At 61.6% G+C, this 19,635-nt stretch carries 18 protein-coding genes; 2 read left to right on the top strand and 16 right to left on the bottom strand.

Annotation, left to right across the window (positions count from 1 at the left end):
* Window positions 1-108 precede the first annotated feature (108 nt).
* The 5 genes from ENJ54_06855 to ENJ54_06835 all read right to left on the bottom strand — a co-directional run bounded on the left by ENJ54_06855 (window position 109) and on the right by ENJ54_06835 (window position 7,269).
* A complete protein-coding gene (locus tag ENJ54_06855; GenBank protein HFC09552.1) occupies window positions 109-1,050 on the bottom strand; it encodes a LysM peptidoglycan-binding domain-containing protein in 942 nt (313 codons plus the stop codon).
* The gene (locus tag ENJ54_06850) at window positions 1,047-3,296 is read right to left on the bottom strand and encodes a hypothetical protein (protein HFC09551.1); all 2,250 of its coding nucleotides are present in this window, start codon (window positions 3,294-3,296) and stop codon (window positions 1,047-1,049) included. Before ENJ54_06850 ends, ENJ54_06855 begins: the two co-directional genes overlap by 4 nt.
* A 177-nt stretch (window positions 3,297-3,473) precedes the next feature.
* Window positions 3,474-4,622 (bottom strand): hypothetical protein, encoded by a 1,149-nt coding sequence (locus ENJ54_06845; GenBank protein HFC09550.1) that lies wholly within the window; start codon window positions 4,620-4,622, stop codon window positions 3,474-3,476.
* Window positions 4,623-4,743: 121 nt separating this feature from the next.
* Window positions 4,744-6,531, bottom strand: coding sequence for an aspartate--tRNA ligase (aspS, locus tag ENJ54_06840; protein ID HFC09549.1), 1,788 nt, complete (start codon window positions 6,529-6,531; stop codon window positions 4,744-4,746).
* Between the two features lie 120 nt (window positions 6,532-6,651).
* Entirely contained in the window at window positions 6,652-7,269 is a 618-nt protein-coding gene (locus ENJ54_06835; protein HFC09548.1) for a hypothetical protein, read from the bottom strand.
* Between the two features lie 155 nt (window positions 7,270-7,424).
* Between ENJ54_06835 and ENJ54_06830 the strand changes: the two genes are divergently transcribed.
* Window positions 7,425-7,772: a zinc-ribbon domain-containing protein gene (locus ENJ54_06830; protein HFC09547.1), complete on the top strand. Its 348-nt coding sequence runs from the start codon at window positions 7,425-7,427 to the stop codon at window positions 7,770-7,772.
* A 163-nt stretch (window positions 7,773-7,935) separates the two neighbouring features.
* On the opposite strand, the gene ENJ54_06825 is transcribed toward ENJ54_06830, so the two are convergent.
* From ENJ54_06825 to ENJ54_06805, 5 genes are all read right to left on the bottom strand, one after another.
* Window positions 7,936-9,237 (bottom strand): citrate (Si)-synthase, encoded by a 1,302-nt coding sequence (locus ENJ54_06825; protein HFC09546.1) that lies wholly within the window; start codon window positions 9,235-9,237, stop codon window positions 7,936-7,938.
* 70 nt (window positions 9,238-9,307) lie between these two features.
* Window positions 9,308-10,243: a malate dehydrogenase gene (mdh, locus tag ENJ54_06820; protein HFC09545.1), complete on the bottom strand. Its 936-nt coding sequence runs from the start codon at window positions 10,241-10,243 to the stop codon at window positions 9,308-9,310.
* A gap of 154 nt (window positions 10,244-10,397) precedes the next feature.
* Entirely contained in the window at window positions 10,398-11,333 is a 936-nt protein-coding gene (trxB, locus tag ENJ54_06815; protein ID HFC09544.1) for a thioredoxin-disulfide reductase, read from the bottom strand.
* A 44-nt stretch (window positions 11,334-11,377) separates the two neighbouring features.
* The gene (gene trxB, locus ENJ54_06810) at window positions 11,378-12,349 is read right to left on the bottom strand and encodes a thioredoxin-disulfide reductase (GenBank protein HFC09543.1); all 972 of its coding nucleotides are present in this window, start codon (window positions 12,347-12,349) and stop codon (window positions 11,378-11,380) included.
* A 148-nt stretch (window positions 12,350-12,497) separates the two neighbouring features.
* Window positions 12,498-12,767 (bottom strand): co-chaperone GroES, encoded by a 270-nt coding sequence (locus ENJ54_06805; protein ID HFC09542.1) that lies wholly within the window; start codon window positions 12,765-12,767, stop codon window positions 12,498-12,500.
* A gap of 212 nt (window positions 12,768-12,979) precedes the next feature.
* On the opposite strand from ENJ54_06805, the gene ENJ54_06800 reads away from it, so the two are divergent.
* Window positions 12,980-13,963, top strand: a complete 984-nt coding sequence (locus ENJ54_06800; protein HFC09541.1) for a hypothetical protein — start codon at window positions 12,980-12,982, stop codon at window positions 13,961-13,963.
* Between the two features lie 61 nt (window positions 13,964-14,024).
* On the opposite strand, the gene ENJ54_06795 is transcribed toward ENJ54_06800, so the two are convergent.
* The 6 genes from ENJ54_06795 to ENJ54_06770 form a co-directional block, all read right to left on the bottom strand.
* On the bottom strand, window positions 14,025-14,474 hold the full coding sequence (locus ENJ54_06795; GenBank protein HFC09540.1) for a CBS domain-containing protein: 450 nt from the start codon (window positions 14,472-14,474) through the stop codon (window positions 14,025-14,027).
* Between the two features lie 58 nt (window positions 14,475-14,532).
* A complete protein-coding gene (miaA, locus tag ENJ54_06790) occupies window positions 14,533-15,483 on the bottom strand; it encodes a tRNA (adenosine(37)-N6)-dimethylallyltransferase MiaA (GenBank protein ID HFC09539.1) in 951 nt (316 codons plus the stop codon).
* On the bottom strand, window positions 15,470-15,847 hold the full coding sequence (locus tag ENJ54_06785) for a YraN family protein (GenBank protein HFC09538.1): 378 nt from the start codon (window positions 15,845-15,847) through the stop codon (window positions 15,470-15,472). Before ENJ54_06785 ends, miaA begins: the two co-directional genes overlap by 14 nt.
* A 73-nt stretch (window positions 15,848-15,920) precedes the next feature.
* Window positions 15,921-16,832 carry an MBL fold metallo-hydrolase gene (locus tag ENJ54_06780; GenBank protein HFC09537.1) on the bottom strand — a complete coding sequence of 304 codons (912 nt, stop codon included), beginning with the start codon at window positions 16,830-16,832 and terminating at the stop codon, window positions 15,921-15,923.
* Between the two features lie 24 nt (window positions 16,833-16,856).
* Entirely contained in the window at window positions 16,857-17,771 is a 915-nt protein-coding gene (locus tag ENJ54_06775) for an aldo/keto reductase (protein HFC09536.1), read from the bottom strand.
* Between the two features lie 181 nt (window positions 17,772-17,952).
* The gene (locus ENJ54_06770; protein ID HFC09535.1) at window positions 17,953-19,569 is read right to left on the bottom strand and encodes a fatty-acid--CoA ligase; all 1,617 of its coding nucleotides are present in this window, start codon (window positions 19,567-19,569) and stop codon (window positions 17,953-17,955) included.
* Between the last annotated feature and the right edge of the window lie 66 nt (window positions 19,570-19,635).

Genomic DNA, 19,635 nt, shown 5'->3' with positions numbered 1-19,635 from the left:
CCGGGCAGCCTGCAGCCCCCGAGGAGCAGCATTCCCCCGATGGCCAGGGCTGCCAGTGCGAAGAGCAGGCGAATGAGAGGCGGGACGGGAGCGCGAAGGCGCATGGTATCAGGGGGTAGGGGTGGGAGTGGGCGTGGGCGTATTGGTCGGCGGCACGGGGGTATTGGTCGGCGAGGGGGTGGGGGTGGAGGTCGGCGGCAGCGGTGTGTTGGTGGCGGTGGGGGTGGGTGTGGGCGTTGCGGTCGCCGTGGGGGTAGGTGTGGATGTTGGCGTGGGCGTAGGACCGGTGGCTGTTGGCGTAGGGGTGGCGGTGGAGGTGGGGGAAGCCGCCGCGGTGGCCGAGGCCGTAGGGGTGGCGGTGGCAACGGCCGTCGGAGTGGCTGTGGGAGTGAGGGTAGGGGTGGCGACGGCGGTAGCCGTCCACGCCGGGGTGCTGGTGGGCACATTGGGGACCCAAAGGCGTTCCCCCGCATAGATGAGGGTGCCGGGCAGGCAGTTGGCGCGCAACAGCAGTGCGATGCTGACCCGGTAGGCCAAACTGATACGGTACAGGTTTTCGCCGGGCTGGACGGTGTGTTCTACCCAGCCGGGGAGAGGGCCGCAGGCTGGCGCCGTGGCGGTGGGGTGCGGCGGAGGTGTGGCGGTGGGGCGCGACGGCACGAACAGCGTGGTCCCGGCCACTAATGCCGGTGCGGGCAGGCAGTTGGCTTTTTGCAGCGCACCCGCGGTGGTGTGATAGCGGGCGGCAAGGGTTTTCAGCGTTTCGCCCGCGGCGATGGTGATGGCATGCCAGCCTTTCGGGGGATGACACGATGGTGTTGCCGTGGGGGCCGGTGTGGCTTTCGCTCCTGCAGCGGCGGTGGGGGCCAGCGTGGGGAACGGAATAGGGGTGCTGAACAGCACGACCTGTCGCGGCTGGCTGGCCTCGTTGCCTTGCCGCGGAATGCTATCTTCGGCTTTGACCGTCCACAGCCCGCCGAGAGCGCCTGCAATCCACAAGACGGTGAAGCCGAGGTAACTCAGGGTTTCCAACCAACCGGAGGGTTTCATGGCGTTTTTGAGGCCTCAGAGGGGGCTGCCACCGCCGGGGCAGGCTGGGCCACTGGGGGCAAGGGTAAAAGCACGGTAAAGGTGGTGCCCTGCCCCGCGGTGCTCTCAGCCCAAATGCGCCCGTGAAGGGCTTCCACCAGGGCTTTCACCAGCGGCATGCCCAGGCCGCTGTCGCCCAGGCCGTCAATGGTGCGGTAAGTGGTGCGATACCGCCGCGAGAACACGTGTGGCAGGTCTTCTGGGGCAACGCCGCCGCCGCTGTCGGTGACTTCGAGCATGAGCAACCGTTCTCCCTCTTCCTCCATGATTTTCAGGCGCAACTGAATTTCGCTCTCTTCAGGCGAGGCCAGCGCGGCGTTTCGCAGCAGGTGATGGAGGATGTGATGGAACATTTCCCTATCCAGACGCGCCGGTGGAAGGGTTTCAGGCAGGTCTACCCGCAGCAGAAGGCGTTTTTCGCGCAACAAACCGCTGTTGCGACTGAGGGCGTTGTCGATCGCCTCGTTGAGGTCAATTTCCTGTGGGTTGATTTCCAGCCCGCCGGTTTCCAGCGAAAGGGCCTGCACCATGTCGTCCACGGCCTGTGCCATCCGGGCGGCGCTGGCGCGGATGCGTTCCACAAACTGGCGTTGCAGCGCGCCGAGAATGCCTACGCTTTCGCCCAGCAGCAGGTCGGCATAGCCCATGAGCGAAGCCAGAGGCTGGCGCAGGTCTTGGGCGCTGGAAAGCAGCACCTTGAGGTTTTGATGGTATTCCTCGGTCATTTGCTCTTTGGTGGCCGAGGTTTCGAGCGCGGCTTGCAGGCGGCGGTTTTCGGCTTCCAACGCATCCAGTACTTGCTGGGTTTCTTCGTGGGCGGCAGCAAGCGCTTTCAGGCGGTCTTGCAGCAGGGCGGCTTCGGAAGCCTGGGCGCGCAAGGCGTCGTTTTCTTCGGTCAGGGCGAGTACCTGCTCTTCCAGAGCAGCCAGGCGCGCCGTAATTTCGGCCGAGGGCTCGGCTTGAGGCTCGGCGCTGGAAGGCGGCGGTGCGGGTGTGTGGGTGATCAGCCAGCGCCCGATGTGACGGGCGATGGCAGCCAGGCGTTCCTGCTCGACCGCGGTCCATGAGTGTTGGGCGTAGGCCGAAAGCAGCACCACGCTGCCTTGAACGGGATGGTCGGGACCGCCATCCAGCGGGGCAGCCAGCAAGGGGCCACTGCGGTTGAGGCTCAGAAGCGCGGTCAGGGTGCGGGCGTCGGCTGAGGTGCTGCTGGCCGGAAGGCGCAGCGGGCGGCGGCGGGTCATCGCAGCAACCAAAATAGGGGCCTGCTGGGCCGGGAAGGAGGTGCCGCTGAGAGCCTGTTCGCGGATGAGGTCGTAAGCGCAGGCAATGCTCAGTCGTTCATTGCGCGGCGGTGTGACGACCAGACAGAGGTCGGCTTTCATCAACAGTGCGACGGTTTTGGCAATGCGGGGGCAGGCTTCGGCGTCGTCAGGGGGCGTACCCAATAATTCCAGCAAAGCCTCTTGTGCCGCGCGATCAGGCGGCGGTGCGGTGGCCTGTTGCACTTGAATGGGGCGCACTTCTCGCCGGAGAGGTGCGGCAAAACGGTAGGGCAGGCTGAAGAGCAGGGGGTAGGCCACGATCTCGGCCAGGCGCAGATAGCCATCCAGGTCGCCCGAGGGCGGCGGCAGCAGCGCGTGGATGGTGTAGCCTAAAGTGAGGATGCCCAGCGCAATTTTCCCCGCAGTAGCCCCGTTGGGGCGGCGTTCCACGAGCAGCAGAAAGCCGCCCAGCCCCAGCATGATGTTGAAACCGCTCCAGCCCAGGTCAACGACCGAGCCGTTGAAATAACGGGCTGAGAAGTAAGGCCAGATGATGACAGAAGCGACAACGCCGAGCACGACTGTCCCAATGCCGCCCAACAAGAGCGCGTCGCCGGTGCGGTGGCGTTCCGGGAAACCCCAGAGCCAGGCGAAGAGCACCAGCGAGAAAGCCCCTGCGGCGCGGTCGGCGATGGGAATGACAAGATGCGGCGCGAGCACATTTTGCCACGCCAGCCCTCCCACGGCGAAGTAGGCCAGCCGCACGCCCAGCAAGAGCAGCAAACCGGTCAACAGGCGGCGTGTTTGAGGGTAAGCCGTGCGCTGCCACTGAATCCAGGCGGCTTGCAGGGTGCCCCCGATGGCAAACAAGAGCACGAGGTGATACGCGAAACTGCCGGGGGGCTGGATGAGGAGTTGGGTAAGGGCGGTAAGTGTGGTCATAGGGTCAAGGCTGGCAAGGAGAAGCGTGCATTGGAGGGATTATAGCATGAAGGCCGTTTCGGGCGGGCATGGTGTTGCGTGCAAGGGCTGTGCCGTCCATGCGCAACAGGCCGCAAAACGCGGCCTGTTGGGGAGAGAAAGTAGGGCATCGAGGTTGTGCGGGGCTCGGAAAATGCCTCAAGAAGCGTTTGAACCAGCGCCCGAGGTCGGCGGCGGCGGGGTGGTCGGCGTGTTGTCTTCCAGTTGAAAGACTTTGAGAATGCGCCGCACGATGTCATAAGCCACGTTTTGCTGGAAACCCGAAAGCCATGCCAGCACAAAAGTGGGCACCGCGCTTGCCATTGCAGCCTGCTGCCCGCTGGTCATGGAAAGCAGCCCGGCTTGCATGATGAGGTAAATGAAAGCGCCCAGGGCAAAGCCCATGATAGGGTTGGTGATGTACCACATCGCATATTGCGGGTCGAAATCCTGCTTGTCGGCCACGTGCCGCCAGAGGGCATAAAGCGCCCCGGTGACGCCGCCCAGGCTGCCCCAGAACATGGTCTTGAAGCCATCGACCAGCCACTGCACACTTTGCAGGCCGGTGGTGGCGCCGTTGGCATAGCCGAAGAAAGGTGCCCAGCGGCGCAACGCCCACGGTACGACAAACATGGCAATGCCCATCAGGAAAGCCCAGGCCACTTCGTAGAGCAAGAGCTTGACGCCCACTTGTTTGGAAGCCTTGCGCACGCGTTGCAGGAAAGCCAACTGATAAGCGACCTCGCTCAATGCCCGCGCGGCCTCTTCGTAGTTGTCGCGGCCAGCCAGCAGATAATTGCGGGCGGCCTGAATCTGGTTGAGCAAAGCGCGTGCCCGGTTGATGTCGTTGACCTCGGCGTTGATGCGCGTTTGCAGCGCGTCGGCCTCTTTCCAGAGGTCGTGGAGCGCCTTCTTGGTAACCAGTTCGTCGACCAGGGTGGGGTTGGGTGGCAGGGAAGGGTCAACCGGTGGGGCGGCGACGGGAGGTGTGGAGCGGGTGCCGGGCAGCAGGGTTGCATCGGCGCTAAAGAGCGGCGCCCCCTGCATGGCGGAACTCGGCGGCAGGGGCGGGTTGTCTTCCACCGCCTCGTCGGGCAAAATGGGGGCGGTGGCTTGCATCCCTTTGTCTTCCTCTTCTGCGGCGGCATTTGCCTCGGCGTGGTCGCTGCCTTCCAGTGCAGGCTCCAATGCGCTCATGCCGTGGTCCTCTTTGGGGGCAGTGCTTTCGTCAAAGAGGTCTTTGACCTCTTCGGGGGTGAGGTCTTGCGGCGCGGCTTGAGGGGAAGGGTTTACCGGTTGCTCAGTCATTGTTTTGCCTCCTTCCGGGATGATGCACGGCCTATTGTGAGTATAGGGGAAAGCCCCTTGAAAGTCAAATGCGAAGCGGGCGACCTCAGAGGCCGCCCGCGAAGGAACGAGGGTGTCGTTTTCAGGGTTTTGGCGCTTCGGGAAGGTCGAGTTTGATGTGCAGTTCGCGTAGTTGGGCTTCGTCGACGGGGGAAGGCGCGCCAGCCATGACATCGCGGGCGGCCTGGTTCTTGGGGAAGGCAATCACTTCGCGGATGTTGGGGGCGTCGGCGAGGATCATCACCAGGCGGTCGATGCCCGAGGCGATGCCGCCGTGGGGCGGCGCGCCGTATTCGAAGGCTTCCAGCATGTGGCCGAAGCGCTCGCGCGCGGTTTCCATATCCAGCCCGATGAGGCGGAAGAGTTTCTCTTGCAGTTCGCGGTCGTGCACGCGGATGGAGCCGCCCGCCACTTCGTAGTTGTTGAGTACCAGGTCATATTGCGCGCCGCGCATTTTGCCGGGGTCGGTTTCCAGCAAGGGGATGTCTTCTGGCATGGGCATAGTGAAGGGGTGCTGGCTGGGATCCCAACGCTGTTCTTCTTCATCCCAGAAAGCCCAGGGGAAGTCGATGATCCAGACGAAGGCCAGGACGTTGGGGTCACGCAGGCCGAGGCGGTCGGCGAGGTGGACGCGCAGGCGCCCCAGGGCGTCGGCAACCACTTCGCGGTTGGCGTCGGCCACGAAGAGCAGCAGGTCGCCGGGGTCGGCTTCCAGCCGCTGGCCGATGGCTTCCAGCGTTTCGGGCGAGAAGAATTTGGCAATCGGCGAGCGGAAGCCGTTTTCTTCGACGTAAAAGTAGGCCAGACCTTTGGCGCCGTGCTGTTTGACGAACTCGGTGAGGGCATCGACTTCCTTGCGGGAGAGCACGCCCAGTCCTTTGGCGTTGATGCCGCGCACCAGCCCGCCTTTTTCCAGCGCCTGGGTGAACACGCGGAAGTTGCTCTCCGCGGCGAGGTCGCCGATGTCTTTGATTTCCAGGCCGAAGCGCAGGTCGGGGTGGTCGGTGCCGAAGCGGTCGATGGCTTCCTGGTAACTGAGGCGCGGGAAGGGCGTTTGCAGGATGTGCTTTTCGGGCACCACGGTGTGCACCAGTTCGATCATCAGGCCCTCGATGAGGTCCATGATGTCTTCCCGCCGGTCGACGAACGACATTTCCAGGTCGAGTTGGGTAAATTCCGGCTGGCGGTCGCCGCGCAGGTCTTCGTCGCGGAAGCAGCGGGCAATCTGGAAGTAACGCTCGATGCCGCCGACCATCAGCAATTGCTTGAGTTGCTGGGGCGATTGCGGCAGGGCGTAGAATTCGCCCGGATGCACGCGGGAAGGCACCAGGTAGTCGCGTGCGCCTTCGGGCGTGGATTTGAAGAGGATGGGCGTTTCGATTTCCAGGAAGCCGTGGCGGTCGAGGTAGTCGCGGATGAATTTGACCACCCGGTGGCGCAGTTCGATGTTGCGGCGCATGGCCTCGCGGCGCAGGTCGAGGTAGCGGTATTTCAGGCGGATGCTTTCGTCTACGCCGTCGTCTTTGTTGATGGTGAAGGGGGTGGGCCTGGCGGGGTTGAGCACCTGCACCTGGAAGACTTCGACTTCGATGTCGCCGGTGGGCAGGTTGGGGTTTTCAGAGCCTGCCGGGCGGCGGCGGACGCGCCCTTTGACCTGCAATACCCATTCGTTGCGGGCGGCTTCCAGGGCCTTGTGGGCTTCGGGGTGCGTGGCTTCGTCGGCGACGATCTGCACAAGGCCAAAGCGGTCGCGCAGGTCGATGAAAGTCACACCGCCGTGGTCGCGGCGACGGTGAACCCAGCCGGCGAGGGCAACTTCCTGACCAACATGCTCGGCGCGCAGTTCGCCGCAGGTATGCGTTTTGTACATCGGGAAACCTCCAGCCGAAATTTGCCGCGGCGCGGCGGGGGTGATTATAGCACGGGAAGGCGGGCAGGCAAACAAAAACGCCCCCGCCGAAGCGAGGGCGTGCGTGGACGGCGTGGTTGCTCAGGCGTCAGCCCATGCCAAGGTTTTGTCGCGCAGCGAGCGGTTGAGCAGTTCGGCGTGCTCCACCGTGACGGGGAAGGCCAGCAGTTCGTCGAGGCTAATGGTGCCGTCTTCGTCAATGAGGGCAATGTTGTAGATGAAGAGGCCTTTGTCGAGGTTGGCAGTGTACACGTAAACCTCGTTGTCGAGCAGGTAAGGGCGGATGGTGTCGTCTTGCAGCGCGGCTTGCAAGCCACCCGCAGCAAAGATGCGCACATGGACGATCAGGTCGGTGAACAGGTCGGCTTCGGCCAGCCCCTTGAGGAAGTTGACGAACAGGGTTTTGGTTTCTTCGATGGGGGTTTCGCCGCCGAACATCAGCACCACCGCTTCGGGTTGGAAGGCCGCGACGGCCTGAGCGGCTTGGGCTTCCTGGCCGGGCTCGACGATGAAGTGGGCAGCCTGGGCGCCGGTTTCCAGAATGTAAGCGGCTTCGGCGGCGGCGCTGATGGCGCTGCAAATGATATTGCGCGGCGAAACGAAAGCGACTTTCGCATAGTCAGCAATCATTTGCGCTCCAACGATTTTGCCTGTCAGGGCACGCAGGTAAATTTCTTCGCCAAAAGTGGTTTTTGCCATGATGACCTCCTTCTCAATGGTCGTGTTTGCGGAATGGGAAACAATCCCCCGCATTGTAACCGCTTGGTGCAGCCGCCACAAGGGAAAACGGCGAATTTCTTATAAGACTCTCATAAAAATTGCGTCTTCTGGTAGCGCCTCGGCTTTGTGGTAGAATGCACACAGCATGCGAATTCAGGTTTCCCAGGAGGCTTCCCATGCAGATTTGCAGCAAATGTCATGCAACTTCGCCTGATACGGCAGTTTATTGTGCGAAGTGCGGCGTCGATTTGCGGGAATTCAGCACGCGGGCGGTGGCGTTGCGGCGCTATCGGGAAAACCCGCGCGTGAAGGCCATTCGGGTGGTCGTCGCGGCCGATGCCTGCCCGGTGTGTTTGAGTATGGCTGGTACTTATGCCAAAGACGAAGTGCCGCAGTTGCCGGTGGAGGGCTGCTCGCATGAGGGCGGCTGCCGCTGCACTTACGAACCGTTGTACGATCTTCCCCTGTTTATGCCGGGGTAGCATGCTCGGCCGATTGCATTGGTGAAAAAAGCAGCCGCCATACCAAAGCCGTGGTGAGACGCCGTGGGCGGAGCGCGATACGCCTCGCCACTTGGTGAAAATCAACAACTCCCCCTGTCCGTTTGGGCAGGGGGAGCGTGTTTGAGGAGGAGGAGAAGCGAGGTTACTTGTCTTTGATCTCTTCTTCCAGCATGGCGGTCGTCACCGACTTGGGGCGTTCGATGGGGTGCCCCAGGGCGCGTGCCCACACGGTGTTGGCGGTCACGCCCAGGGCGCGGCCGACGCCGAACATCACGGTGTAGAAGTCGGATTCCTTCACGCCGTAGTGCTGTTGCAGGGTGCCGCTGAGGGCGTCGACGTTGGGCCACGGGTTCTTGGCCTTGCCGTGTTCCTTCAGCACGTCGGGGATGACCTCGTAGGCCACCTTGGCGGTCTGGAAGAGCGGGTCGTCGGGCATGTGTTCGAGGGCGAACTCGAACTGCGCTTTGTAGCGCGGGTCGGTGCGGCGCAGCACGGCGTGGCCGTAGCCGGGGATGACCTGACCGCTGTTCAGGGTGTCCCACGCATATTGGCGCATTTGCTCGTGGGTGGGCACGCCACCGAATTTTTCCTTTACGCCCATCAGCCAGTAAAGGCAGTTCTGGTTGGCGAGGCCGTGCAACGGGCCGGCCAAGCCGTCCATGGCGGCGGAGAAGGAGTAGTAAATATCGGAGAGCGCCGAGGAAACCAGGTAGGTGGTGTGGGCGCTGACGTTGCCGCTTTCGTGATCGGAGTGCAGGATGAAGTAGAGGCGGCTGAGGTTCTTGTATTCGGGGTTTTCCACACCCATCATGTGGGCGAAGTTGGCGCCCCAGTCGAGGTTGGGGTCGGGGGCGATGAATTTGCCGTCTTTGTATTTCAGCCGGTAAATGTAAGCAGCGATGGCGGGCAGTTTGGCGGTCAGGCTGAGGGCGTCTTCCAGCATCGGGTCCCAATATTCGGTTTTCTTCATGCCCTCTTTGTAGCGCCTGGCGAATTCCGATTCGGGCTGCAACGCCAGCACCGCGGCCGCGAACATGGTCATCGGGTGTGCGTCTTTGGGGAAGGCTTTGAGCACGTCGAAGATGTGCTCGGGCAGCGCCATGCGCTTCTTCCATTCTTCTTCCACCGAGAGGGCTTCTTCTTTGGTGGGGAAGTCGCCGGTGAGCAGCAGCCAGTAGAGGCCGCCGACGTAGGGCATATCGCCTTCGGCGGGTTTGGGCAGTTTTTCCAACACTTCAGGAATAGTGTGCCCGCGGAAGCGAATGCCTTCGTAGGGGTCGACGTAAGAAATATCGGTGACCAGCGCCTTGACGCCGCGCAGGCCGCCGAGAAGCTGACGCATGTGGACCTGGTCCACGACGACATCGCCGTATTCCTTCGCCAGTTTGCGCTGGCGGTCACGCCAGGCGGGAATTTCGGCAGCAAGCCGTTCTTTCAGTAACATGGGGTAGCCTCCTTGGAACGAATGATAAAACAGGGAAGGACGCTTCTGGCGTCCTTCCCTGTGGGTGGGCTTAAAGCAGGTCGAATTCGGTCAGTTTGGCAACATTGGATTTGACATGGTCGGCCGATTTCTTGAAGGCGGCCATCTCTTCGTCATTGAGTTCGTATTCGATGACCTTTTCAACGCCCTTGCGGCCCAGCATGGTGGGCACACCAATGAAGATGTCGTGCATGCCATATTCGCCGTCGAGGTAAGAAGTGGCGGGCACGATGAGGTGTTTGTCTTTGATGATGGCTTCGGCCATCTGAGCCAGCGCGGCGGAAGGCGCGTAGAAGGCGCTGCCTTTCTTCAGCAGGCCAACGATTTCGCCGCCGCCTTTGCGGGTGCGCTCGACGATGGCATCCAGTTTGTCTTTCGGCAGGTATTTGTTCAGGGGAACGCCTGCGATGTTGGAATGGCGGGTGAGGGGCACCATATCGTCGCCGTGGCCGCCGAGCACGTAGCAGTTGATGTTTTCCACGCTCACGCCGGTTTCCATCGCCACGAAGGCGCGCATCCGGGCAGAGTCGAGAATGCCTGCCTGGCCGACAATGCGGTGGGTGGGCAGGCCGGTGACCTTCCAGGTGAGGTAGGTCATCACATCCAGCGGGTTGGTGAGCACGATGAAGATGGCGTCGGGGGATTGCTCTAAGGTTTTGCGGGCCACATCGGCTACGATTTTCGCATTCGTCACCAGAAGATCGTCGCGGCTCATGCCAGGCTTGCGGGGCAGGCCGGCGGTGATGATGACGATGTCGGAGTTTTTGGTGTCGGCGTAGTCGTTGCTGCCAAAAATGTGTGCGTCTTTGCCGATCACCGGCATGGCTTCGGTCAGGTCGAGGGCTTTGCCTTGGGGCATCCCTTCAATGATGTCGACCAGCACGATGTCGGCGATCTCGCGCTCCGCCAGCCAGTGGGCGGTGGTGGAGCCGGTCATACCAGCGCCAATAATCGATACTTTTGCCATTTGTTGCCTCCTCAGGTGCAATGTGACGGACGAGATAAATGTGCCTTGTCACGCAAGGCCTGAATGCTCACTCTAAGTTTCAATGATACTCGAATCGGCCCGTTTGGGGTAGTTACAGTTGTCACTACGGGCCGTCAAAAAAAGGCTTCCCCCCTCAGGGAAGCCCTTGGTTTTCCAGAAAATGAATTGCCTCCATCGCCGCGGCTGCACCCATGCCTGCCGAGGTAATCACCTGGCGATAGCGGCTGTCGGCCACTTCGCCCGCGGCAAACACGCCGGGGATGTTGGTGTGCATGTGTTTGTCAACGGCGATATAGCCGCGTTCGTCTAAGGTGATTTGCCCTTCGAACAGGTCGGTGTTGGGGTGGTAGCCGATGAAGATGAACACGCCCGCGATGGGGTGCTCTCGCTCTTCGCCGCTGGGCAGGTGTTGCAGGCGCACGCCCTCGACCATCTCGTCGCCTAAGATTTCGGTGACGATGGTTTCCATCAGGAAGCGAATTTTGGGGTGGTTGCGGGCGCGCTTTTGCAGCAGTGGGCCGGCGCGCAATGCCTCGCGGCGATGGACGATGGTCACACTGTTGGCGTAGCGGGTGAGGAAGAGGGCTTCTTCCAGGGCGCTGTCACCGCCGCCCACCACCATGATGTCCATGCCTTTGAAGAAGTGTCCGTCGCAGGTGGCGCAGTAAGAAACGCCCATGCCGATGAGTTCGTCTTCGCCGGGAATTTCCAATTGCTTGGCCGTGGCACCGGTGGCGATGATGACCGTGTCGGCGGTGTATTCGGTTTTGGTGGTGCGGATGCGGAAGGGGCGCTGGCGGAAGTCCACCGCGGTGGCGGTGTCGAGCACCAGGCGCGCGCCGAATTTTTCGGCCTGCTCTTTGAAGCGGGTCACCAAGTCGGGGCCTTCCACACCTTCGGGGAAGCCGGGGTAGTTTTCGACGATGTAGGTGATGGAAACCTGGCCGCCAAGTTCCGGGCCGGTGAGGACGATGGGCTGCAGGTCGGCGCGCGCCGCGTAAAGCGCCGCGGCCAGCCCCGCGGGGCCCGCGCCTAAAATTAGCAGGGGGGTGTGGGTGCTTTCGCTCATAGGAATTCATACGGGCGAAGCCTGAGGCCTCGCCCGGTGGGACATTATTTGTTTTGCGCCTGCAGGTATTCGCGCACGGCGATGGCGGCTTTGGCACCGTCGCCCACGGCCACGGCCACCTGGGCCAGGTTGCCAGAACGCACGTCGCCTGCCGCAAACACGCCGGGGATGTTGGTGTGCATGTGGGCGTCGGTGACGATGTAGCCGCGCTCGTCGAGGTCTACCACGCCTTTCACGAAATCGGTGTAAGGCTGGTAGCCGACGTAGACGAAGACGCCCTGGGTGGGGATTTCCTTCAACTCGCCGGTTTCGCGGTCTTTGACCACGATGGCGTTGACGAAGTCATCGCCTTTGATTTCCACGGCCATGTGTGAGAAGTAGCACTTGACTTTGGGGTGGTTGACGACGCGCTCTTGGAGCACTTTTTCGGCAATGGAGTAGGGCAGGAATTCCACGAAAGTGACCGATTTGGCATATTCCAGCAGAATTTGGGCTTCCTGCAGGCCGGAGTTGCCGCAACCGATGACCACGACATCCTGCCCTTTGAAGAGCGGGCCGTCGCAGGTGGCGCAGTAGGAGACGCCCTTGTTGGCGAATTCTTCCTCGCCGGGGATGCCCAGGTGTTTGGGGCGGCTGCCGGTGGCGAGGATGACCGCGCGGCCTTTGTAGGTCGCGCCCGTGGTGGCAATTTCGAAGATGCCTTCGTCGTTTTTCGTCAGGCTGGTGACTTCTTCGAATTCGACGATTTTGGCTCCAAAGCGTTTGGCCTGCTCGACGAATTTTTCCATCAGTTCCGAGCCGTCGATGCCTTCGGGGAAGCCAGGGTAGTTTTCGATGAGATGCGTGGTGGCAGCCAGGCCGCCGGTGGCTTCCTTTTCCAGCACCAGTGTTTCCCAGCCATCGCGTGAAGCATAGATGGCCGAGGTCAGGCCGGCGGCGCCAGCACCGACCACGATGAGGTCGTAGATTTTGTTGGTGTCGGCTTGTTCCGAGCCGCCGATGTTCAGTTGGAACATGTCGTGCCTCCTTGCTGGGGAATGACCGCGGACAGGCTGCACACGCCGGGCCGAAGGCTAAAAAAATGGGCCTCAGGCCCATTTTTTTAGCGAGCGTCCGGGGTTTTGGCGCCCCGGACGCTGAAGTTCGTGTGCTGCCTGGCCGAGGTTATTTTTCCACAACCGCGAGCAGGTCGCCGGCGTCCATGATGAGGTGTTCTTTGCCGTCGATCTTGATTTCGGTGCCGGTGTATTTGGGGTAGAGCACTTTCTGCCCCACCTTGACGGGAATTTCTTCTTCTTCGTCGCCAATGGCGATCACTTCGCCAATTTGGGGCTTTTCTTTCGCGGTTTCGGGCAACAGAATGCCGCTGCTGGTTTTGGGTTCTTCTTCTTCCGGGCGAATCAACACGCGGCTACCCAGGGGTTGGACTTTGATCTTGTCAGCCATAATGCTACCTCCACTCATAGGGTCTTTTGGCAGTTTTTAAATGCCGTTTGAGGCACTGTTCGGGCACCCCTATTTTAGCACAAGCGCTTTGCGGCATAGGGGCGGCGAAAGATTTCTAACAAATCTCTAACACCCTTTTTGCTGTACAATGAAGGAGAGAGTGGCATAGCCATTGCAACCTGAAGGCCAGGAGGTGTGTGATGCAGACCAATCGAAGCAAGGTTTTATGGTGGGGGCTGTTGGCAGGCGCGGCATTGCTGGTAGGGGTGGCTTGTGCGCTCCCTGGCCTGAAGGCTCCTGCCCCGTTTGCTTCCCCCACGCCCAATCTCACGATGACGGCCTTTTTCAGCCCGCAGTTGGGCGTGCCGCCCACGGCTACGCCGCGCGGGCAGTCTCCCCTACCTGCCACGGCTGGGCCCGTGGTGGCGACGGCTACGCCGGTGGCTTCTCCCACGCCGCTTCCCCCCACAGCGGTGCCAACTGCTCCGCCGCCCACGTCGCCCCCACCCCCGACGCCGTTGCCTTCCCGCCCTGGTCCGGTGGTGCGTGCCCCCCTTTTGTGGATCGCCCCGAACAACATCGATGGCAACCTGAACGATTGGCGCACCACGGTCACTTACCCCATTGCCAACGTGGTTTATGGAGCGGCGAATTACAGCGGCGCAAGTGATCTTAGCGGCACTTTCCGCATTGGGTGGGATTACCGGGCGCTCTATATTGCTGTTCAGGTGGTCGACGACCAATTGGTGCAAAAGGAGCATGGCGCGGCGATTTACAAGGGTGATGATGTGGAAATTCAGTTAGACACCAATCTTTACGGTGATTTCTACATCAACGCCCTCAATGGCGATGATTACCAGATTGGCCTTTCCCCCGGGAACCCGCCCGGCACTTCGCCGGAAGCCTACTTGTGGTATCCCGCGGCCCAGGCGCGCACGGTGCACGCCGTGGAGCTGGGCGTGAAACTGACTTCTGACGGCTATGTGCTGGAAGCCGCGATTCCGTGGACGATCATCGGCTTCAAGCCTTACCCCGGCCTGAAGATGGGCTTTGCTATCAGCCTCTCCGATGATGACGATCCGAACCAGGCCGTTCAGCAGACAATGCTTTCCAATGACCCTTACCGCACCCTGCTGCCGACGTCGTGGGGCACGCTGGTGTTTTACGACCCAGGCAAAAAGTAGGCTTGGAAGCCAGATGTCAAAAGGCGGTTCCGTGCGGAACCGCCTTTTGTGTTTGGAGAGGCTATGCTGTTGCACCTGCGTCGCCAGCGATGTAGCCTTCCAGGTGCGAGATCATGTGTTGCTGGTTTTCGATGACCGTTTTGACGATGTCGCCGATGGAAACCACGCCAACGACTTTGTCGTTTTCCACCACGGGCAGGTGGCGGATGCGGTGGCGTGTCATCAGTTCCATGGCTTCGTCGATGGTGGTGCTGGGGGTGATGGTGATGACGTCTTGGGTCATCAGTTCCCGCACGCGGGTTTCTTTAGAGCGGCGGTTGCGGAGGATGCAGCGGCGGGCGTAGTCGCGCTCGGAGAAGATGCCCACCAGCCGGTCGCCTTCCATGACCAGCAGCGCGCCGACGTCTTTGTCGGCCATCATCTCCAGCGCTTCGTACACCGTCGCATTGGGGGAAATCGCCCAAACCTCATGCCCTTTGGCTTTGAGCAATTGGCGGATGGTTTGAATCATTGTGGCCTCCTTGGTGTGGCGTCTTGCTGTTAGAGGTAACACCGGAAAGCAAGGTTGGTCACGCAGCCGTTCTCAGGAAGTTGGCGACAAGGGGCAGCGTGGCCGTGAGTGGGTCTTCCCCGGCGGGGAACCAATGGATGCGGGGGTCGTCGGCTTTGAACCAGTTGGCCTGGCGGCGCACAAAGCGGCGCGTGCGTTTTTGAATGCGGTGCACGGCTTCTTCCAACGGAATTTGCCCTTGCAGGTAGGCGATGAGTTCGGCGTAGCCGATGCCCGACATGGCAGGGAGGTCGGGGCTGTAACCGGCTTCCAGCAGGCGGCGCACTTCGTCGAGCCATCCTGCAGCCAGCATGGCGTCGATGCGGGCGTCGATGCGGGTATGCAGTTCCGGGCGGGGACGGGTGAGGCCGAGGATGAGTATCCGGTAAGGTGGGGGAGTTTTGCCCTGCTGTTCGGAAAAGCGGCGGCCAGTGCTGAATATCACTTCCAGGGCGCGCACTGTGCGGCGCAGGTTGGAAGGCAGAATGCGGGCTGCGGCTTCGGGGTCGAGGCGCGCCAGGCGGGCGTGCAGGGCTTCGGGGCCGAGTGCCTCTCCCCAACGCTCCAGCGCTTCCCGCAGGCCGGGGCGGGGTGGTACGCGCGGCACCTGCCAGCCTTCTACCACGGCCCACACATATTGCCCTGTGCCGCCGACCAGCAGGGGCACTTTGCCACGGCGGTGGATGTCGTCGATGGCCGCGTAGGCGGCATCCTGATAGCGGGCGACCGACCACACTTCGTCGGGGTTGGCCACGTCGATGAGATGATGAGGCACGCGGGCGCGCTCGGCGGGGGTGGGCTTGGCGGTGCCGATATCCATGCCGCGATAAAGCAGCCGCGAGTCGGCGGAGACGATTTCGCCGCCAATGCGCTCGGCGAGTTGCAGCGAGAGTTCAGTCTTCCCCACGGCGGTGGGGCCGACGAGCACGATGAGGGGCGGCTTTTGGGGTGGGGCGTCAGCGTTGGACATTGGGAAAATGGTGGATTTCCGGCTGGGTGAGTTGAGCGGGGGAGGGGAAGCGCACCGCGATGACGTCGATTTGCCATGCTTCATCGCCCGGGCGGTTTTCGTATAGCCAGTGTTCGGCGGCGGCAACCATGTGTGCCCATTTGCGGGCGGTGATGGCTTCTTCGGGCTGGCCGAAGGCATTGCTGGTACGGGTTTTGACTTCGACAAAGGCGAGGTGGTCGGGCGCGACAGCGATGAGGTCGATTTCGCCGTGGGGCGTGCGCACGTTGCGCCCTATGATGCGGTAGCCGCGGGCTTCGAGGTAAGCCGCCGCTGCGTCTTCGCCGATCTTGCCGATGCGCTGGTTGTGGCTTGCCTTGCTCATGGCCGAGGGAAAAACCGCAGATTGCGCAGATTAGCGCAGATTTTTTCTGTGTAATCTGCGGTTTTCTGCAGTTTTATTGGCTCTGCCGAAACTTCTTCCAGTAGCGCGCCAGGCCCGAGGCCGACATCCATGTGGGGTTGGCGGTTTCGTAGGCGTGGTGGGTTTCGGGGTCGATGCCGTCGCGCTGGTTCTTTTCCAGCACCCAGGCGTCCAGTTTGCGTTCCAGTTCTTCGATGCTGGGCTGGGAAGGCATCACGGCTTCCAGGAAGCCCTCGACGTCGTCGAGTTCCCGCTCGATGGCGTCCAGGTGCCAGTCGACGTCCTCAAAGGGGCCGAAGTGGGTGGGCACGATGGCGCGCGGGGCGGCTTCCCGCAGGCGGGCAAGGCTTTCACGCCACTTTTCCAGGTGGAATTCCGGCGGCGGCATGGGCAGGCGCAGGTGTTTGGTGTCGTTACCGAGGGGAAGCCGCACGCCGCCTACGTCGCCGCTGAAGCACACGCCTTCGAACATGTAGGCATAGTGGTGATAGGCGTGGCCGGGGGTGTCGAGGGGCGTGAAGCGCAGGTCGCCAATGACGATGTCTTCCTCGTCTTGCGGAATGTGGATTTTCTCTTCCGGCACGGGCAGGAAGTCGCCCCAGAGAGTTTCCATCATGTCGCCGTAAATGCGCCCCGCGGAGATGAGCAGTTTCTCGGGGTTGATCATGTGCGGCGCACCCACGGGGTGGACATGGATGGTCGCGCCCTGCCGCGCCAGGAAACCGGCTGCTCCGGCGTGGTCGAGGTGGATGTGGGTGAGCAGCACGTCGGTGATGTCGCTCAGGGCAAAGCCGCGGTCGGCCAGGGCTTTTTTCAGGGCTGGCACGGTCGAGCCGGGGCCGCTTTCGATGAGGGCGATGCCCTTGTCGTGGCGGAAGAGGTACACCGCAATGGTGTGCGGCACGTTTTGGAAATTGAGGTCGAGCACTTCGAAGCGATAGGTCATGGGAAAACCTCCAATGGTTGGCGGTTAGCGGGTAGCAGTTGGGGGGTGGATTTTCTCACTGGCCTGGTCCAAGGCGGCTATTTCATCATCGGTCAGTTGCCAGCCCAACGCCCCGGCGTTGGCGGCTGCCTGGCGGGCGTTTTTCGCCCCGGGGATGGGCACCGCGCCTTTACAAATGACCCAGTTGAGCGCCACCTGGGCCGGGGTTTTGCCGCCGTGGGCCTGACCGATTTCCCGCATCAGGCCGATGAGCGGTCGGATGCGGGCGAGGTATTCCCGCGAGTAGCGGCGGCTGCGCACCCCGCCGGGCGGGTTTTCGGGGGTGTATTTGCCGGTCAGCAGGCCCATTTCCAGCGGGCTGTAGGCAATCAGGGTGATACCGAGTTCCTTGCAGGCGTTGAGCACACCGTTGCGCTCCGGCTCGCGGTGCAGCAGGCTGTAATGCACCTGGTTGGAGGCCAGCGGAATGCCGCGCGCTTGTAGCACCGCGTGGGCGCGGCGCATTTGCTCGGCATTGTAGTTGGAAACCCCCGCAGCCCGCACCAGCCTTTCCTGCACCAGTTCGCCTAACGCACTCACCCAAAAGTCGGTGCTGCGGAGCGGCCAGGGGAAGTGGATTTGATAAAGGTCTACTTTTTCCAACCCTAACCGCTTCAGGCTGTGGCGCAGGGCGCGGCGCATGGCGGCTTTCCGCACCCGCCACGGGAAGGGGAAGAACTTGGTGGCAATGACGATGGGGGCTTCGGTTTGGGCAAGCATTTCTCGCAGGAAACGCTCGGCGCGCCCCATGCCATAGACCTCGGCGGTGTCAAAAAAGGTGATGCCGTCTTCTACCGCGGCGGCAAAGGCCGCGTGGATGTCTTCGGCGGTGTAGTTGCGTCCGTAATTCCAGAAAAAGCGGTCGCCCCACGCCCATGTGCCGATGCCGAGGGGCGGGATGCGAATCTTGGTGGTCCCCAGGGTAAGCAATTGAGGGGTAGACATGGTGTTCCTTAGAAAGAGGAGGTAAGACGTGAGTGAGCGCCTGCACCGCGCTTTTCAGGGCGCGACATGGGCAGCAAAAGGGGGCGGATTTCTCGTGATGGTGGAAATCCGCCCCGCCAGCCGGTGAAAGCGGGTTTTAGTCTTGTGCGAACTGGGCGCGCAAGACTTTTTTGTCGATTTTACCCACGCTGGTTTTGGGCAACTCGTCAACGAATTCATAGCGCTCGGGGATCGCCCATTTGGCAATCACGCCTTCGTCAACGTATTTTTGCAGGTGGGTCTTCAGGCCGTCGGCGTCGACGTGCTGGCCTTCCTTGAGCACGATGATCGCCAGCGGGCGCTCGTCCCACTGCGGGTCGGGGATGCCGATGACGGCGGCTTCCTGCACGGCGGGGTGCAGGCTGAGCAGGTTTTCCAGTTCCAGCGAGGAAATCCACTCGCCGCCGCTCTTGATGACGTCTTTCAGGCGGTCGACGATTTGCACGTAGCCGTGCTGGTCGATCACCGCGACGTCACCGGTGTGCAGCCAGCCGCCTTCCCACAGTTTTTCGGAGCGTTCGGGGTCTTTGTAGTAGCCCGGCGTGAGCCAGGGGGTGCGAACCACGATTTCGCCCTTTTCCTGCCCGTCGTGGGCGACGTCTTCGCCGGCTTCGTTGATGATGCGCAGGTCTACCAGCGGGATGGGCACGCCGGTCTTGATGAGGTAGTCCAGTTTTTTGTCCTCGTCCCAGTCTTCCATGTAAGGTTTCAGCATGGCCAGGGTGAGGATGGGCGCGGTTTCCGACATGCCGTAGCCGGCAGAGACCTTGATGCCGATTTCCCGGGCGCGCTGGGCCAGCCCTTTGGTGAGGCGGGCACCGCCGATGACCACTTTCCACTGGCTGAGGTCGTATTTTTCGATGCCCGGTGCGTTCACAATCATCTGCAAGATGGTGGGTACGCAGTGGCTGAAGGTGACTTTGTGGGTGAGGATGAGTTTGAGCAGCATTTGCGGCTCGTAGCGGCCAGGGTAGACCTGCTTCAGCCCCAGCATGGTGGAAACATACGGCACGCCCCACGCATGGACATGGAACATCGGGGTCAGGGGCATGTAGACGTCGTATTTGCTGATGCCCCCGAAATCCCCCAACGCGCTCAGTGCCAGGCCGCCCGAGAGGCCGTGCAGTACCAGTTGGCGTTGGGTGAAATACACGCCTTTGGGTTTTCCGGTGGTGCCGGTGGTGTAAGCCAGCGTGGCCTGGGTGTCTTCCGGCAGGTCGGGTAGGTCTTCCAGCGGCTGCACGCTGCTGAGCCAGGTTTCGTAATCCAGGTCGGTGAGTGGCGTTTCAGGTGGGGTGTCTTTATCCGTAATAATGATGTATTGGCGGACGCTGGTCAGTTGCGGGGCAAGTTTTTCGACCAGGGGCAGGAAGTCTTCGTGGAAGACCATGATTTCGTCTTCGGCATGGATGACGGTGTAGGCCAGGTCGGCAGGGGAAAGGCGGGGATTGATGGTATGGAGGATGGCACCAATGCCCGGAATACCGAAGTACATTTCGAGGTAGCGGTGGCTGTCCCATTCGATGACGCCGACTTTGGTGCCGATTTTGGCGCCAGCAGCTTTTAGTGCCGCCCCGAGCCGCAGCACGCGTTGGTACATTTCGGTGTAGGTGTATTCCCACTGGTCGCGGTAGTAAATCTTCTGGTCGGGAGCCCAGCGGACGCCTTGTTCCAGGAGACGCTTGAGTAGCAGTTGGTAATCGTACGCAGGCATGGTGTGACCTCCTCCAGGGGATGAAAAATTGGCGAAGTGTGTTTTCAGTATAGCATAAAACCTTTT

Source organism: Chloroflexota bacterium (assembly GCA_011322445.1).
GTDB lineage: Bacteria > Chloroflexota > Anaerolineae > Anaerolineales > DRMV01 > DRMV01.
This window is presented reverse-complemented; position numbering and strand designations above follow the sequence as displayed.

What these genes read in the sequence shown, in the direction of transcription:
- ENJ54_06855 (HFC09552.1), bottom strand. Translation starts at nt 1,050, where the DNA reads ATGAAACCCTCCGGTTGGTTGGAAACCCTGAGTTACCTCGGCTTCACC.
- ENJ54_06850 (HFC09551.1), bottom strand. Translation starts at nt 3,296, where the DNA reads ATGACCACACTTACCGCCCTTACCCAACTCCTCATCCAGCCCCCCGGC.
- ENJ54_06845 (HFC09550.1), bottom strand. Translation starts at nt 4,622, where the DNA reads ATGACTGAGCAACCGGTAAACCCTTCCCCTCAAGCCGCGCCGCAAGAC.
- aspS (HFC09549.1), bottom strand. Translation starts at nt 6,531, where the DNA reads ATGTACAAAACGCATACCTGCGGCGAACTGCGCGCCGAGCATGTTGGT.
- ENJ54_06835 (HFC09548.1), bottom strand. Translation starts at nt 7,269, where the DNA reads ATGGCAAAAACCACTTTTGGCGAAGAAATTTACCTGCGTGCCCTGACA.
- ENJ54_06830 (HFC09547.1), top strand. Translation starts at nt 7,425, where the DNA reads ATGCACACAGCATGCGAATTCAGGTTTCCCAGGAGGCTTCCCATGCAG.
- ENJ54_06825 (HFC09546.1), bottom strand. Translation starts at nt 9,237, where the DNA reads ATGTTACTGAAAGAACGGCTTGCTGCCGAAATTCCCGCCTGGCGTGAC.
- mdh (HFC09545.1), bottom strand. Translation starts at nt 10,243, where the DNA reads ATGGCAAAAGTATCGATTATTGGCGCTGGTATGACCGGCTCCACCACC.
- trxB (HFC09544.1), bottom strand. Translation starts at nt 11,333, where the DNA reads ATGAGCGAAAGCACCCACACCCCCCTGCTAATTTTAGGCGCGGGCCCC.
- trxB (HFC09543.1), bottom strand. Translation starts at nt 12,349, where the DNA reads ATGTTCCAACTGAACATCGGCGGCTCGGAACAAGCCGACACCAACAAA.
- ENJ54_06800 (HFC09541.1), top strand. Translation starts at nt 12,980, where the DNA reads ATGCAGACCAATCGAAGCAAGGTTTTATGGTGGGGGCTGTTGGCAGGC.
- ENJ54_06795 (HFC09540.1), bottom strand. Translation starts at nt 14,474, where the DNA reads ATGATTCAAACCATCCGCCAATTGCTCAAAGCCAAAGGGCATGAGGTT.
- miaA (HFC09539.1), bottom strand. Translation starts at nt 15,483, where the DNA reads ATGTCCAACGCTGACGCCCCACCCCAAAAGCCGCCCCTCATCGTGCTC.
- ENJ54_06785 (HFC09538.1), bottom strand. Translation starts at nt 15,847, where the DNA reads ATGAGCAAGGCAAGCCACAACCAGCGCATCGGCAAGATCGGCGAAGAC.
- ENJ54_06780 (HFC09537.1), bottom strand. Translation starts at nt 16,832, where the DNA reads ATGACCTATCGCTTCGAAGTGCTCGACCTCAATTTCCAAAACGTGCCG.
- ENJ54_06770 (HFC09535.1), bottom strand. Translation starts at nt 19,569, where the DNA reads ATGCCTGCGTACGATTACCAACTGCTACTCAAGCGTCTCCTGGAACAA.